The following is a 12,958-nucleotide window of genomic DNA, read 5'->3' on the forward strand; positions in this document are numbered from 1 at the left end:
AATACTTGACATCCGACGGCTCGCTCGCCGGCTCCTGGGTGAACACCGCCGGGTCCCACCGGCGGACAGGCTCGCCACCTGCACGGACGGCATGCTCGGCAGGTGCAGTGTCACGGGATGTGGTGCAGGGCGCCCTCGGCCACGACGATCTCGGGCTGTTCCAGGACGGTCGGGCGGATCCGCAACTGCTGGAACAGCATCGTGGCGGCGAGCGGCATCCGGGTCGCGCCGCCCACCAGGAACAGGCCGGCGACCCGGTCGGGCGGGACGGCCGCGGCGCGCAGGACGGCGGCGGTGGCGCGCACGGTACGGTCGACGAGCGGCCGGGCCGCCGCCTCGAACTGCTCGCGGGTGACATGGGTTTCGACGCCCAGGCCGGGCAGCGAGACGGCGGTCATGGGCAGCCGGGAGAGCGCCTCCTTGGCGGCACGTGCGTCGTCCCACAGCAGCCGGGCGAGGCGGCGCTCGGCGGCGTCCCGGGGTCGCAGCAGGTGCTGCCATCGTTCGTCGGCCTCGCCGGTCCGCGCGCGGACCTGCGCGCCGACCAGGTCGACCACGAGGGCGTCGAAGTCGAGGCCGCCGAGGTCGTCGAGGCCGTCCGCGGCGAGCACGTCGAGGCCGTCGCCGTCGCGGCGGACCACGCTGGTGTCGAAGGTCCCGGCGCCGAGGTCGTAGACGACAAGGCTGTGGCCGTGCGGCAGTGTCTGGCCGAGCACCGTGGCGTAGTACGTCGCCGCCGCGACCGGCTCGGGCACAAGGACGGGGTCGGTCAGGCCGGCCCGCGCGGCGGCGTCGGTGAGGATCGACCTGCGGATGGCGCCCCAGGCGGCCGGGTGGGTCAGCGCGGTCCCCGGTCCCGGCTCGACGCCGAAGGCGTGACGCACCTCGTCCGCGACCCGGCGCAGCGTGGCGGCGACGAGGTCGGCGAGATCGTGTTCGCGATCCCCGAGCAGGATGCTGTTCTCGTTGAGCCGCCGCTTGGGGTTTGGCTCGTGGCGGCCGGGGTCGAGCCGGGCGGCGTTGACCGCGTCGCGGCCGGTGAGGATCTGGCCGCCGACGTCGTGGACCGCGGAGGGCAGCAGCGGCGAGGCGTCGAACAGCAGCGGCCGGATCCGGTCGTCGTCGCGGCGCATGAGCGCGACGGTGTTCGACGTGCCGTAGTCGACGGCCAGCCGCGGCGCCGCCGTCGGGCGCCCGGCCTCCGGCTGGGCGCCCGGTTCCGCGACTGGGTCGGCCAACGGTTCGGGCGTCGGTTCGGGCACCGGCTCGGTCCGGGCGACCGGGTCGTTGGCGGCGGGTTCCCGGCCGGGTGGCGCGAAGGGGTTTGCGCGGCCGCGCTCGCGCAGGATGAGCGCCGTGGATCCGACCGCGATCAGCACCACGACGACGATGGCGACGAACCGCCCGGTCGGCACCGCCGCCTGCCCGTCAGCGGCGGGGCCGGCCAGCGCACGGATGATCCACATGGCTGCACTGTATCGGCGACGGTCAGGACGCGGGGGCCAATGGTTTGTGGCCTCGGGTGGGGCGGTAGCAGCGAGCGGTGTGGATGTAGTTCGGGTGGCGGCCGAGGTTGCTGCGGTAGGTGCCGTCGTAGTCGTTGGCGCACAGCACCGCGGGGAAGTTCCTGGTGACGGTGTACCCGCAGACCGTGTGTCCATACGCTTGAGCGCCATGAGGGGGCGGTGGGGGGCCGTGGTCGTCGTCGGGGTGGCGCTGCTCGCCCTGGCAGGAGCCGCCGGGTGCGACGGCAGGACGGCGGTCGCGCCGGACCCGCAGGGACCGCTGCCGTCGGGCGTGGCACCCGAGGCCGTGACACGGTGGGCGCAGTTCCCGGCGGACCGCGCGCCGCGGCCGGTTGTGCTGCTGGACGAGCTGCCGCTGTCGTCCGGGTTCTCCGACGGCTCGACCCAGGACGCCTTCCGGTACGGCCGGTACCTGCTCACGACACAGGAGCCGTTGCCGCAGGCACCGGCGAAGACCGTCACCGTCACACTGCCCGGGCAGCCGGCCGTGCAGCTGCCCGCCATCGGCGCGCAGGAGGCGTTCGTCGCGCTCAGGAACGTCAAGCCGAGGAACGTGGCGTCCGACGCGGCCGAGCCCACGGGCGTCGTGCGGATCATCGCGGTGACGTTCGGCTCGGCGATGTTCCGGACGGACCGGGGCGACGCGAGCCTGCCCGCCTGGGTGTTCACGGTCGAGGGCAGCAGCGGCCCGGTGCTGTGGCCCGCCCTCGCGGCCGACGGCTACGTGAAGGCACCCACCAAGATCCAGGCGCCGCCGCTCGGTCCGGCCACCGCCCGCGGCAGCACCGTCACGATCCGGCTCGAGGCACCCGAACCGGCCTGCCCGGGACAGCCGGAGCACCGGTACGAGCCGGTTGTCGTGGAGTCGCCGCGGGTGGTTGCGATCGGGCTGCGGGCCGTGGTGAGCGGCACGGCACCCGGCCCGGCGAACGACAGCTGCGGGCACGTGGCGATGCTGCGCACCGCCGAGTACGAGATGCGCCTCGCCGCCCCGCTCGGCGCGCGGCTGCTGGTCGGCGCCGACGGCATCCCGATCCAGGTCAACCAGGTCTAGCGTCCGGCGGCGGTCAGTCCTCGTCGTCGTCCAGGCGGGCCAGGCGGACGGCGAGGCGCTCGATCGGGGTCTCGAACTGCGGGCTCTGGTCGACGCCGCTCCCGCCAAGGCCGCCCTCTCCGAGGGACTCCATCTACGCCTGACCCATCAGCCGGCAACAAGTAGCCGTGATCCGTTCTCGTTCGACGGGTGCGCGACGGCGATCCGGAGCATTCGCAACGACTACGACGGGGACGGCGTGTTGGTGCGGACCGCTGCTACGCGGCGGACGGCGGTGAGCTGACCATTGCCGGTGAACCGATGCCGCCCCGACCGGCCGGGGTGCCGGAGATCGCCAACCTCTACCCGAACGGGGCTCTGGGCGGTGGTGCGGCGGCGCGACGGCGAGCTGCACGGGGTGGCCCGGCACTGGAACGCCGACGGGACGCACACGGTCGCCGAGGCCACGGGCCCGGCGTTTCGGTACATGACCGCATTGGTCGACCGGGTCGCCACCGACGACGACCGGAAGCGGCTGCTGGACCTGCTGGTGGGTATCGCCACCCGGGACGGCTCACCCGCCGCCGTACACCGTCTCAAACTCATCCACGCCAGCCTGCCCGGCGACGCGGCAAACCCGGCCGAGCACCTCGCCGAGCACGGTGCGGAAGGCGCCTGCCACGAGGTGCTCACCAGCCTCGCCGATGCGGTACCGACCTGGACGAGGCTCGCCGCCCACCGGCGGGCCAGGTTCCGGCGCCGCGCGGTCACGCTGCTCGCCGCCGCACCGGGCGCGGCCGCCGCGGATGCGTTACGGGACCGGCTCACGACCGAACCGAAGCGCAAGATCCGGGCGGCGATCCTGCTCGGCCTGGCGCTGCACGACACCGACCCGCAGACCCGGCAGGCCCTCCGACCGCACCTCAGCGGCGACGACCCACTGCTGCGGTTCTGCGCCGCGCTGACCTGGGTCCGCCAGCACCACACTCCCGCCGCCGACGGCGTGCGTGTGCTCGTTGACGCGCTGCGCGGTGACCTCGTGCCGACCGGCTACGGCAGCCTGTTCCTCGGCGAAGAACCGTTGACCGACGTCACCACCGCCCTCGCCCTGCTCCCGGCCGAGGGCGACCCCCTCACCGACCCGCAGCGCACCGTCATCCGCGCCATCGCCGAGAGTGCAAACGTGTGGACGTTCAACGTCGACCTGTTCGAGGTCCTCGACCGCAACGGGCTACCAATCCACCCCGACGAGTTGCTCGCCCTGGCCGGCGCAGGCTCGGTGTCCTGACACGGGCGTGTCAGCTGCCGGTGCGGAGCAGGTAGACGAGGTCGTCCCAGCGGGTGATGACGAGGCCGGCGACGAGGCCGGTGGCGAGGCCGGGCAGGTTCGTCGAGCCGGCCGGGCCGGACACGGTCAAGGCGGCGCCGGTCGTGGCGACGGCGAGCAGGACGCCGTTGCGGACGAGCTGCGGCGCGCCCATCTCACCGCCGTCGGCACCGAAGCACTCGCAGCGCACCGAGCCGCCGGTGCGCAGCGACTGCAGGACGGCGAGGCTGAAGGCGGCGAGGGTGACGGCGGCGAGCAGGAAGCCGAACGGCACTGTGGCCGGGACGGCGACGAGCCCGACGATCAGGCATTCGACTGCGACGACGACGAATGCGAGCGAGGTCCGGAATCGGGCCGGAACCCAGCCGAACGCGGTCAGTGTGGTCGTGAAGGCGGTAAATCTCCGGAGCTTGCCGACGACGGCGACGGCGAAGACGATGCCGAGCAGCGCCCGGCACAGCGCGATGGCCAGCAGCATGTCGACCTCGGTCAATTCGCCTGTTGGGTCTGGATGAGTCTCGCGATGTCGTGCCCGTCGAGCCAGCCGAGGTGCAGCGCGAGTGCGCCCAGCTGGAAGCGGTTACGCAACCCGTACTGCGTCATGGTGCAACTGATCCGCCGCTCGACGGTGCGTAAGCCGAGGTGCAGCCGGTCGGCGATCTCCCGGTCCTGGGCACCTTCGACGAGCAGACGAACAATAAGGGTCATTTCAGCATCCGGCATGTCGCAACTCCCCCGTCGTGCCAGCCGTCCGGGGGAACGTATCGGGGCCCGCGATCAGCCGTCAAGCGCCCGATTTCTCCCGTCCGACCCGGCCGTAACGTCGTGACCCGCGAATTCACCGATATCTGGGAAGCCTGCGGAAGTGGCGGGTGCCCGCCATATTTGTTAACTAACCTTGTAGTCAGGTTTGGGCGGCTCCTAACGTAGCGTGGCAGCGCGCGCTACCCATCGAGGTATCGACATCACGGAGGGCATGCAGTGACGAAACTGCTGACGAAGCCGCTGCGCCGGGCGATGACCAACATCGCCTGGCTGGTTGCGCCGAGCGAGAAGGCCGGGGCCTGCACCGCCAGCCAGGGCAACACCTGCTGGTGCGACTGGTGGCGCACCTGTGACTCCAGCGGCTGCTACTACATCTCCAAGCGGTACATCTACGACTGCTACGCCAACTGCTACCAGTACGGCGGCTGCTGACCGGCGTCACTGCTCCCGTGACGGGGCGCTGCTCCGTCACGGGAGGTCCGGTCCGATCACAGATCACACGGATGGGATGGTTGTGGATACATTGCTGGCGGCCGCCGCGATCGGTGGTGTCGTGCTCGGTGCGGGAAACCTGTTCCTGACGCTCGCACTGGCGAAGAAGGTCCGGGAGGCGAGCACCTCCACCGCCGGGCATCACCCGAAGGCGAGCGTCCCCGAGGTCGGCGACAAGGTCGGCGGGTTCTCCGCCCCCGACGCCCACGGCAGCCGGATCTCGCACACCGACCTGGGCCCCGGCCGGGCCCTGCTGCTGTTCCTGATGCCGGGCTGCGGGCCGTGCGAGCTGATCATCGCCGCGTTGCCGCAGGAGTCCGGCCGCCCGACGTTCGCGTTCATCGTCGGGGATCGGGCGGACGCGAAGGTCGGCGGACTGGTCGCCGCGCTGCCCGCATACGCGCGGGCGGTCGTGCTGCCGCTGGACGTCGACATCATCGAGTCCGCGTTCCACGTCGGGCGATTCCCGACCGTGCTCGAGGTGGAGGACGGGTTCGTGACGTACGTCGGATCCAAGCTGCCCGAGCTGCACCCGGCCCGATGACGGGGGACGAGCCGCGCCGCCGGCTGGGGCGGTCGCTCCTGGCCGCGCTGCGGCTGGGCTGGCGGGCGTCGCCCGGTCTGCTGCTGCTGTCAGCCGGGTTGACGGTCCTGGCGAGCGCCCTGCCGGTCGCGGCGGCGTGGGCGAGCAAGCTGCTGGTCGACCGGCTCACGCAGGGCGAACCGGACCGCGGGGCCCTCGTGCTGCTGATGGCGGCGGTCGTCGGTCTCGGCGGGGTGGCCCTGCTGCTGGGCCACCTCGGAGCGGTCGCGACCGCCGCGCAGCAGCGGGCGATCACCATCCACGCCGAGGGCGGCCTCTATGCGGCGATCAGCGGCTTCCCCGGCCTGCGGTACTTCGAGGACCCGGTGTTCCGGGACCGCATCCAGCTCGCCGAGCAGTCCGCGCAGGTCGCCCCGCGGGCAGTCAGCGACCTGGCGTTGTCGCTGGTGCGCACCGCCGTCACCATCGGCTCCTTCCTCGGCGTCGTGATCGCCGTGTGGTGGCCGATGGTGCTCCTGCTGCTGGCGGCGGCGGTCCCGGCGATCCTCATGCAGTCGGTCCTCGCCCGCCGCAAGGCCCGCACCAGTGAGGCGATCATGTCGCAGAGCCGGCAGCGGCTGCAGTACCAGATGCTGCTGACCGACCTGGAGGCGGTGAAGGAGATCCGCCTGTTCGGCCTCGGCGGGCTGTTCCAGCGCCGGATCGCCGGGCACCTGGCCGACACCAGCCGCCGGGAGCTGCGCACCGAGCGCGGGGTGGCGCTGACCCAGGCGCTGCTGACGCTGTTCAGCGTCGTGGTCACGGTCGGCGGCGCGGTCGTGGTCGTGCTGCAGGCGGCCGCGGGCCGGCTCACCGCCGGCGACGTGCTGCTGTTCGTGGCGGCGGTCGGTGGGGTCCAGGGCGCGTTCGGCGGGTCCGTGGTCCAGCTGTCGTCGGTGGGGCAGGCGTTGTACCTCTTCGGCCACTATCTCGACGTCACCGGCACACCTCCCGACCTCGTCGACGGCGACCGGGATCCGGGGCCGCTGCGCGAGGGCATCGAGTTCCACGACGTGTGGTTCCGCTACTCCGAACAGGCGGGCTGGGCGTTGCGCGGGGTGTCGCTGCGGATCCCGGCCGGGGCGGCTGTCGGCCTCGCCGGCGCTAACGGGGCCGGCAAGAGCACGATCGTGAAGCTGCTGTGCCGCCTGTACGATCCGGACCGCGGCCGGATCACCTGGGACGGCGTTGACCTGCGCGAACTGCGCCTGGCGGACCTGCGCCGCCGGATGGGGGTCACCTTCCAGGACTACGTGACGTATGAGCTGAGCGCGGCGGAGAACATCGGTGTGGGGGCGGTGGCGGCGATGGAGGACCGGGACCGGATCCGGGAGGCCGCGACCCGGGCCGGTGCCGACGACGTGATCGAGGCGCTGCCCCACGGGTACGACACCATGCTGACGCGACTCTTCTCGATGAACGGGCCACAGGACAGCGGCGTGATGCTCTCCGGCGGGCAGGCCCAGCGGGTGGCGGTCGCGCGGTCGTTCATGCGGCCGGACGCGGACCTGTTCATCCACGACGAACCGACGTCGGCGCTCGACCCCTTGGCGGCGGAGCAGGTCGGCGGGCAGCTCGAGGCGTTGCGCGGGGACCGCACCGCGGTGGTCATCTCGCACCGCCTGGCTGCGCTACGCTCGGCCGCGACGATCGTCGTGCTCGATGCGGGCGAGGTCGTCGAGCAGGGCACCCACGACGGGTTGATGACCGCGGACGGCGTCTATGCGCGGATGTTCACCGCACAGGCGGCCGGCTACCAGGACGACCGGGTCGACGGGCCAGGTCTCGCCATGCACAACGGAATGCAAGAGGGGATCGCGCATGAGATCGGGGCGATGGGGTTCGGTCCTGCTGTGTCTGGCGTTGTTCGCCGGCGGATGTAGCGGCGACGCCGAGCCGTCGGCGACGCCGACGGTGGTGGACGGCAAGGCGGCGGAGGCCAAGCGCAAGGAGCAGGAGCGGGCCTTCGCCGCCTGCATGCGTGAGCACGGCGTCCCGCTCGCCGACGACCCGTCGCAGCAGAAGGTCGGCGAGATCAAGGCCGACGACACCTACATCGCCGCCTACCAGTCCTGCGGCAGCCTGCAGCCGAAGCAGACCCTGAACCCGCAGGAGGCGGTCGAGAACCTCGAACACCGCCGGAAGAACGCGCAATGCATGCGGGAGAACGGATTCCCGGACTGGCCCGACCCGGACCCGATGGTCGACGCGGACCAGCCGCCGCCCGGCGTGGACCTGGACAAGGCCAAGGAAACACTGACCATGTGTTCCCGCAAGAACTCCTAGGACGTACCGTGCCCCCATATGTCTGGCTCCTGCTCGCGGTGGCCGCCGCCGCGGGCATCGCGCTGGTCCGCCGCCGGTTGCTGGTCGTCACGGTCGCCGGGGACAGCATGTCGCCCAGCTACGGCGACGGGGACGTGCTGCTCGCGGTGCAACGGCGGCGGTTCGCCGTCGGTGACGTGGTCGTGTTCCGCAACCCGCTGCACCCGAACGCGGGCCTGGAGAAGCTGGTCAAGCGGCTCGTCGCCGTCGCCGGTGACCCGGTCCCGGCGGAGATCCGTTCGGCGGCCGGTTGTGATGTCGTACCGCCGGGGAAGGTCGCCGTCCGTGGGGACAATGTGGACAGTGTGGATTCGCGCCGGCTCGGGCTGATCCCGGCGGCGGACGTGCAGGCGGTCGTGCGGTTGCGACTGCAGGAGGCGGCCTCGTGAAGCGGCGGCGGTTGTTGCTCCTCGGTGCCGGGCTGGCGGTTGCGGCTCCGGTGACGTACATCGGGGTCGCCGTGGCCCGCCGGCCGGACGAGACCGGGCCGGCGCCTGAACTGGCCACGGCACCGGTCGTGCGCGGTGACCTGTCGGACGTGCGGACGCTGCGCGGCACCCTCGACCACGGGCCGGTGGAGCCGTTGGAGTGCCAGGCGACCGGCATCGTCACGGAGCTGACCCCGGTCGGTGCGACGGTCGAGCGGGGCGGGGTGCTGTTCCGGGTCGACGACCTGCCGGTGGTCGTCCTCTACGGAGCGGTGCCGATGTGGCGCGAGCTGCACGGCGGCATCACCGGCCGGGACGTGACGCAGTTGCAGGAGAACCTGACCGCGCTCGGGCACGGCAAGCTGACTGCCGACGGGTCGTTCACCCGCTCGACGGGGCTCGCCGTGCGCCGCTGGCAGAAGTCGCTCGGGCTGCAGGAGACCGGGACGGTACCGCTGGGGCAGGTCGCGTTCCGTCCGGCGGCGGTCCGCATCGCCGACCACCGGGTCCGGCAGGGAGCCCGCGCGTCCGGGCCGGTTGTCGGCGTCACGGGCACGGCCCGCATGGCCACCGTGCCCGTCCAGCCGGCCGACAAGGCGCTGGTCAAGGCCGGGGTCGGAGTGTCCGTGCTGTTCAACGGCGGCGGATCGGTCGCTGGGACGGTCACCGGCGTGACGCAGGCCGCAGAGCAGCTCAGCGCGACGGTCTCCCTCGCCGAGCAGGCCGCGGCGGCGAAGGCGACCGATCCCGCTGTACAGGTGCAGATCGTGGTCGCCAAGCGCACCGGTGTCCTGTCGGTTCCGGTCACGGCCCTGCTGGCGCTCGCGGACGGCGGATACGGGGTGGAGCTTGTCGACGGCCAGGACACCAGCATCGTGAAGGTCGAGACAGGGCTGTTCACCCAGGGCCGGGTGGAGATCTCCGGAGCGGGAATCGAGGCCGGAGATCTGGTCAAGGTGCCGGCCGCATGACGATGGTGGAGCTGGCCGGCGTCAGCAAGGACTACGGCTCCGGGGTCGTGGCGTTGCGCGACGTCACCCTGACGATCGAACCGGGTGAGCTGGTCGGCGTCGTCGGACCGTCCGGATCCGGCAAGTCGACCCTGCTGCACGTCGCCGGGCTGCTGGACCGGCCGACGTCGGGACGGGTCAGCGTCGCCGGCCACGACGTCTCCCGGCTCGCGGACCGGCAACTGTCGGCGTTGCGCGCCCAGTACATCGGCTTCGTCTTCCAGCAGTTCCATCTCGCGGCACGGGTGTCGGCCCTCGACAACGTCGCCGACGGACTGCTCTACAGCGGCGTCCGCCGCCCGGTCCGGCGGGACCGGGCGGCCGAGGCGCTGCGCCGGGTGAACCTCGGGCACCGGCTCGAGCACGCACCGCACGAGATGTCCGGCGGCGAGCGGCAGCGGGTCGCGATCGCCCGGGCCATCGTCAGCGAGCCCAGGCTCCTCTACGCCGACGAGCCGACCGGCAACCTCGACAGCGTCGCCGGACAGCTCGTCATGGACATCCTGCGGCAGCTGTGGACGGCCGGGACGACCATCGTGATCATCACGCACGACCGGGAGATCGCGGCCGGCCTGCCTCGGCAGGTCGCCCTGCACGACGGGCGGGTGACCGCGGCGTGAGCGCACCCCTGACGCCGAAGCGGATGCCGTTCGGCGATGTCGTCCGGGTCGGCGGGTCGGGACTGCGGACCCACCCGCTGCGGGTGCTGCTGTCCGCGCTCGGCATCGCCATCGGCATCGCGGCGATGGTGTCGATCGTGGGCATCACCAGCTCCGGCAAGGCCGGCCTGAACGCGATCCTGGACAAGCTCGGCACCAACATGCTGGCCGTCGCCCCGGCGAAGGGTGCCCTCGGCTCCGACGTCACGCTGCCCGCCGAGGCGGAGACGATGATCGGCCGGATCGAGTCGGTCGAGTCGGTGACCGCGATCGGTGCGGTCAAGGGCGTCAATGTGTACCGCAACGATCGCATCCCGGCCGCTCAGTCCAACGGGATCACGGTCGTGGCGAGCCGACTGAACCTGCCGGACGTCGTCGGCGCGCGGGTCGCGTCCGGTTCGTGGCTCACCGAAGCGACCGCGCGGTACCGGACGGTCGTGCTGGGCTCGACGACGGCCCGGTGGCTCGGACTGAGCGGCACGAACATCGGCGGGCAGATCTGGCTCGGCGGCCGATGGTTCACGCTCGTCGGGATCCTGGAGCCGATCGCGCTCGCCGAGGAGCTCGACGTGGTCGCGTTCATCGGCTGGGAGCAGGCGGCGACCGAGTTCGCCTTCGACCGGCTCTCCTCGACCATCTACGTCCGGGCGCAGGAGCCCGCGATCGGCAGCGTGCACGCCCTGCTCGACCGGACGGCGAACCCGAAAAGCCCGCAGGACGTCCGGGTCTCCCGCCCGTCCGACGCCCTCGCGGCGAAGGCGGCGGCGGACAAGGCGCTGACCGGGCTGCTCGTCGGGCTGGGCGCGGTGGCGCTGCTCGTCGGCGGGGTGGGGGTCGCCAACACGATGGTCATCTCGGTGCTGGAACGGCGGTCGGAGATCGGGTTGCGCCGGTCGCTGGGGGCCACCCGGTCGCAGATCTGGCTGCAGTTCCTGACCGAGTCACTGCTGCTGTCGCTGCTCGGCGGCGGTGCCGGCGTGCTCCTCGGCGGGCTGGCGTCGGCGGCCTACGCGGTGTCGCAGGACTGGGCGATCGTCATGCCCAGCTGGGCGGTGCTCGGCGGGCTCGGTGTCACGCTGCTCATCGGCGCCTGCGCGGGCATGTACCCGGCGGTGCGGGCCGCCCGGCTCAGCCCGACCGAGGCCCTGACCGGCGCGTGAGGGTGCCGGGTCGCGACTCGTCCCGCCCGGGAGCCATGGTCGGGCAGCGCTGCGGTACTACCACTGCCATGACAAGAGCGCAGAAAGATCCTCAACGGCCGACACCGCGCTCGGGCAGCGACATGAGCGTGCACGACCACGCCGGATGCTGTGACTCTCTACCGGCATGGAGGCGCTGTTCGCTCGCTGCTGGATCGCTCGCGCGTCAGCGCCGTTGGCCCGGGGCCGCGGCGGCTGTTTTGTTCAGTTCGGCGGCCGTCCGTCGAGTGCGTCGGTGAGACGGACGATGCCGAACTCGTATGCCTGGTCGATGTCGCCGCCGAGTTTGAAAGCGCCGGCCAGTTCCATGCTGATGAATCCGTTTGCCCAGGCCGTGAGCGTGCGCGCGGCCTCCAGGGCGTGGTGTTCGCCGGCGAGGTTCACGGCCACCTGCATCACGGGCTCGATGGCGCGGGTAAGCGCTTCGGTGCTGGGCCCACCGAGGTCGGGTCTCGGTGCGAAGATCAGCTGGTAGCCCATCGGCCGGGCGTGCGCGAACGCGCGGAAGGCCCGGGCCAGCTCGGCCAGGTCGCGGCGCGGATCGGTGCCGGCACCGATCGTCGCGAGCCGTTCGCCGAGGTCGCGGACGGTGGCTTCGGTGATGAGGCGCACCAGGTCGTCGCGGTTGCGCACACGTTTGTACAGCGACGGTGCGCGCACGCCGACCCGGTCGGCGACGGCCTGCATGGTCAGGCCGGCGATACCCGCTGACTCCAGGATGTCGCGTCCGGCCTGGACGATCGCTTCGAGCGAGGTCCGATCAGGCGTCGGCATGCCACTTCCCTCCGGATCGCGGGGTCGCATCCATGGCTATTGACCATAGCCATGATGGCTACATAGGATAGCTATCATGCTGACGATAGCAATCCCGGTGCAGGTACTGCGATGAGGCTCGCGCCGCACCTGCACCGCATCGGCAACGACATCGTGGCCGCCTACCTCGTGGACACGGACGAAGGCGTGACCGTCATCGACGCGGGCATGACCGGACACTGGCACGACCTGCAGGCCGAACTCTCCGACATGGGCCGATCGGTGGACGACATCCGGGGCATCGTCCTCACCCACGGCGACGGTGACCACCTCGGGTTCGCCGAGCGGCTCCGGCGCGATCACGGTGTACCGGTTTACGTCCATGAGGCGGACGCCGCCCGTGCGCGAGGCGAGGTCAAAGCCGACAATTCATGGGGACGCATGAAGTTCGGCGCGACGGTCGGCTTCTTTTGGTACGCGATGCGCAAGGGCGGACTTCGTACCACCCACCTCACCGAGGTCGTCGTCGTGCACGACGGCCAGGTGCTCGACCTGCCCGGCGCGCCCCGCATCATCGCAGTGCCGGGCCACTCGCCGGGCAGCATCGCCATTTATGTGCCCGTCTCCGACGCGATCTTCGTCGGCGACGCAATGACCACCCGGCATGTGCTGACCGGCCAGCGCGGCCCGCAACCCGCACCCTTCACCGACGATCCGCACCAGGCGCTGGCGTCGCTGCGCCACCTCGAAAGCGTTCAGGCATCGTGGGTACTGCCAGGTCACGGCACGCCATGGTCCGGTGGAGTCGCCGAGGCGATACGCGCGATCAGGACCGTCGCCCACTCCTCGCCCCGATAG

General features: G+C 71.7%; 16 protein-coding genes. 11 read left to right on the top strand and 5 right to left on the bottom strand.

Annotation, left to right across the window (positions count from 1 at the left end):
- Positions 1-110: 110 nt before the first annotated feature.
- A complete protein-coding gene (locus tag Dfulv_RS15650) occupies positions 111-1,466 on the bottom strand; it encodes an Hsp70 family protein (protein WP_259863729.1) in 1,356 nt (451 codons plus the stop codon).
- A 208-nt stretch (positions 1,467-1,674) separates the two neighbouring features.
- On the opposite strand from Dfulv_RS15650, the gene Dfulv_RS15655 reads away from it, so the two are divergent.
- A complete protein-coding gene (locus tag Dfulv_RS15655; RefSeq protein WP_259863731.1) occupies positions 1,675-2,580 on the top strand; it encodes a hypothetical protein in 906 nt (301 codons plus the stop codon).
- A gap of 13 nt (positions 2,581-2,593) precedes the next feature.
- Here Dfulv_RS15655 and Dfulv_RS15660 read toward each other — a convergent pair whose 3' ends face one another.
- Entirely contained in the window at positions 2,594-2,713 is a 120-nt protein-coding gene (locus Dfulv_RS15660) for a DUF6104 family protein (protein ID WP_259863732.1), read from the bottom strand.
- Positions 2,714-2,944: 231 nt separating this feature from the next.
- Here Dfulv_RS15660 and Dfulv_RS15665 point away from each other — a divergent pair, with 231 nt between their 5' ends.
- Positions 2,945-3,847, top strand: coding sequence for a hypothetical protein (locus Dfulv_RS15665; RefSeq protein WP_259863733.1), 903 nt, complete (start codon positions 2,945-2,947; stop codon positions 3,845-3,847).
- Between the two features lie 10 nt (positions 3,848-3,857).
- Here the strand turns inward: Dfulv_RS15665 and Dfulv_RS15670 are convergent, their stop codons facing one another.
- Positions 3,858-4,379: a MauE/DoxX family redox-associated membrane protein gene (locus Dfulv_RS15670; protein WP_259863734.1), complete on the bottom strand. Its 522-nt coding sequence runs from the start codon at positions 4,377-4,379 to the stop codon at positions 3,858-3,860.
- Positions 4,376-4,609 (bottom strand): helix-turn-helix domain-containing protein, encoded by a 234-nt coding sequence (locus Dfulv_RS15675; RefSeq protein ID WP_259863735.1) that lies wholly within the window; start codon positions 4,607-4,609, stop codon positions 4,376-4,378. The genes Dfulv_RS15670 and Dfulv_RS15675 overlap by 4 nt, the downstream gene beginning before the upstream one ends.
- Before the next feature lie 258 nt (positions 4,610-4,867).
- On the opposite strand from Dfulv_RS15675, the gene Dfulv_RS15680 reads away from it, so the two are divergent.
- The 8 genes from Dfulv_RS15680 (at position 4,868) to Dfulv_RS15715 (ending at position 11,308) form a co-directional block, all read left to right on the top strand.
- Positions 4,868-5,083: a hypothetical protein gene (locus Dfulv_RS15680; RefSeq protein ID WP_259863736.1), complete on the top strand. Its 216-nt coding sequence runs from the start codon at positions 4,868-4,870 to the stop codon at positions 5,081-5,083.
- 82 nt (positions 5,084-5,165) lie between these two features.
- Positions 5,166-5,687, top strand: coding sequence for a hypothetical protein (locus Dfulv_RS15685; protein ID WP_259863737.1), 522 nt, complete (start codon positions 5,166-5,168; stop codon positions 5,685-5,687).
- Positions 5,684-7,609, top strand: coding sequence for an ABC transporter ATP-binding protein (locus Dfulv_RS15690; protein ID WP_259863738.1), 1,926 nt, complete (start codon positions 5,684-5,686; stop codon positions 7,607-7,609). Before Dfulv_RS15685 ends, Dfulv_RS15690 begins: the two co-directional genes overlap by 4 nt.
- Positions 7,548-8,012 carry a hypothetical protein gene (locus tag Dfulv_RS15695; RefSeq protein WP_259863739.1) on the top strand — a complete coding sequence of 155 codons (465 nt, stop codon included), beginning with the start codon at positions 7,548-7,550 and terminating at the stop codon, positions 8,010-8,012. Before Dfulv_RS15690 ends, Dfulv_RS15695 begins: the two co-directional genes overlap by 62 nt.
- Before the next feature lie 8 nt (positions 8,013-8,020).
- On the top strand, positions 8,021-8,440 hold the full coding sequence (locus Dfulv_RS15700; RefSeq protein WP_259863741.1) for a S26 family signal peptidase: 420 nt from the start codon (positions 8,021-8,023) through the stop codon (positions 8,438-8,440).
- A complete protein-coding gene (locus Dfulv_RS15705) occupies positions 8,437-9,450 on the top strand; it encodes a peptidoglycan-binding domain-containing protein (RefSeq protein ID WP_259863742.1) in 1,014 nt (337 codons plus the stop codon). Before Dfulv_RS15700 ends, Dfulv_RS15705 begins: the two co-directional genes overlap by 4 nt.
- Positions 9,451-9,452: 2 nt before the next feature.
- The gene (locus tag Dfulv_RS15710; RefSeq protein ID WP_259867687.1) at positions 9,453-10,109 is read left to right on the top strand and encodes an ABC transporter ATP-binding protein; all 657 of its coding nucleotides are present in this window, start codon (positions 9,453-9,455) and stop codon (positions 10,107-10,109) included.
- Between the two features lie 23 nt (positions 10,110-10,132).
- A complete protein-coding gene (locus Dfulv_RS15715; protein ID WP_259867689.1) occupies positions 10,133-11,308 on the top strand; it encodes an ABC transporter permease in 1,176 nt (391 codons plus the stop codon).
- A gap of 243 nt (positions 11,309-11,551) precedes the next feature.
- On the opposite strand, the gene Dfulv_RS15720 is transcribed toward Dfulv_RS15715, so the two are convergent.
- A complete protein-coding gene (locus tag Dfulv_RS15720) occupies positions 11,552-12,121 on the bottom strand; it encodes a TetR/AcrR family transcriptional regulator (protein WP_259863743.1) in 570 nt (189 codons plus the stop codon).
- A gap of 111 nt (positions 12,122-12,232) precedes the next feature.
- On the opposite strand from Dfulv_RS15720, the gene Dfulv_RS15725 reads away from it, so the two are divergent.
- A complete protein-coding gene (locus Dfulv_RS15725) occupies positions 12,233-12,958 on the top strand; it encodes an MBL fold metallo-hydrolase (protein WP_259863745.1) in 726 nt (241 codons plus the stop codon).

Source organism: Dactylosporangium fulvum, assembly GCF_025137375.1.
In the GTDB taxonomy this organism is placed as follows: domain Bacteria; phylum Actinomycetota; class Actinomycetes; order Mycobacteriales; family Micromonosporaceae; genus Dactylosporangium; species Dactylosporangium fulvum.

Coding starts and splice junctions, on each gene's coding strand:
- Dfulv_RS15650 (WP_259863729.1), bottom strand. CDS start 1,466: ATGTGGATCATCCGTGCGCTGGCCGGCCCCGCCGCTGACGGGCAGGCG.
- Dfulv_RS15655 (WP_259863731.1), top strand. CDS start 1,675: ATGAGGGGGCGGTGGGGGGCCGTGGTCGTCGTCGGGGTGGCGCTGCTC.
- Dfulv_RS15660 (WP_259863732.1), bottom strand. CDS start 2,713: ATGGAGTCCCTCGGAGAGGGCGGCCTTGGCGGGAGCGGCGTCGACCAG.
- Dfulv_RS15675 (WP_259863735.1), bottom strand. CDS start 4,609: ATGCCGGATGCTGAAATGACCCTTATTGTTCGTCTGCTCGTCGAAGGT.
- Dfulv_RS15690 (WP_259863738.1), top strand. CDS start 5,684: ATGACGGGGGACGAGCCGCGCCGCCGGCTGGGGCGGTCGCTCCTGGCC.
- Dfulv_RS15695 (WP_259863739.1), top strand. CDS start 7,548: ATGAGATCGGGGCGATGGGGTTCGGTCCTGCTGTGTCTGGCGTTGTTC.
- Dfulv_RS15710 (WP_259867687.1), top strand. CDS start 9,453: ATGGTGGAGCTGGCCGGCGTCAGCAAGGACTACGGCTCCGGGGTCGTG.
- Dfulv_RS15715 (WP_259867689.1), top strand. CDS start 10,133: ATGCCGTTCGGCGATGTCGTCCGGGTCGGCGGGTCGGGACTGCGGACC.
- Dfulv_RS15720 (WP_259863743.1), bottom strand. CDS start 12,121: ATGCCGACGCCTGATCGGACCTCGCTCGAAGCGATCGTCCAGGCCGGA.
- Dfulv_RS15725 (WP_259863745.1), top strand. CDS start 12,233: ATGAGGCTCGCGCCGCACCTGCACCGCATCGGCAACGACATCGTGGCC.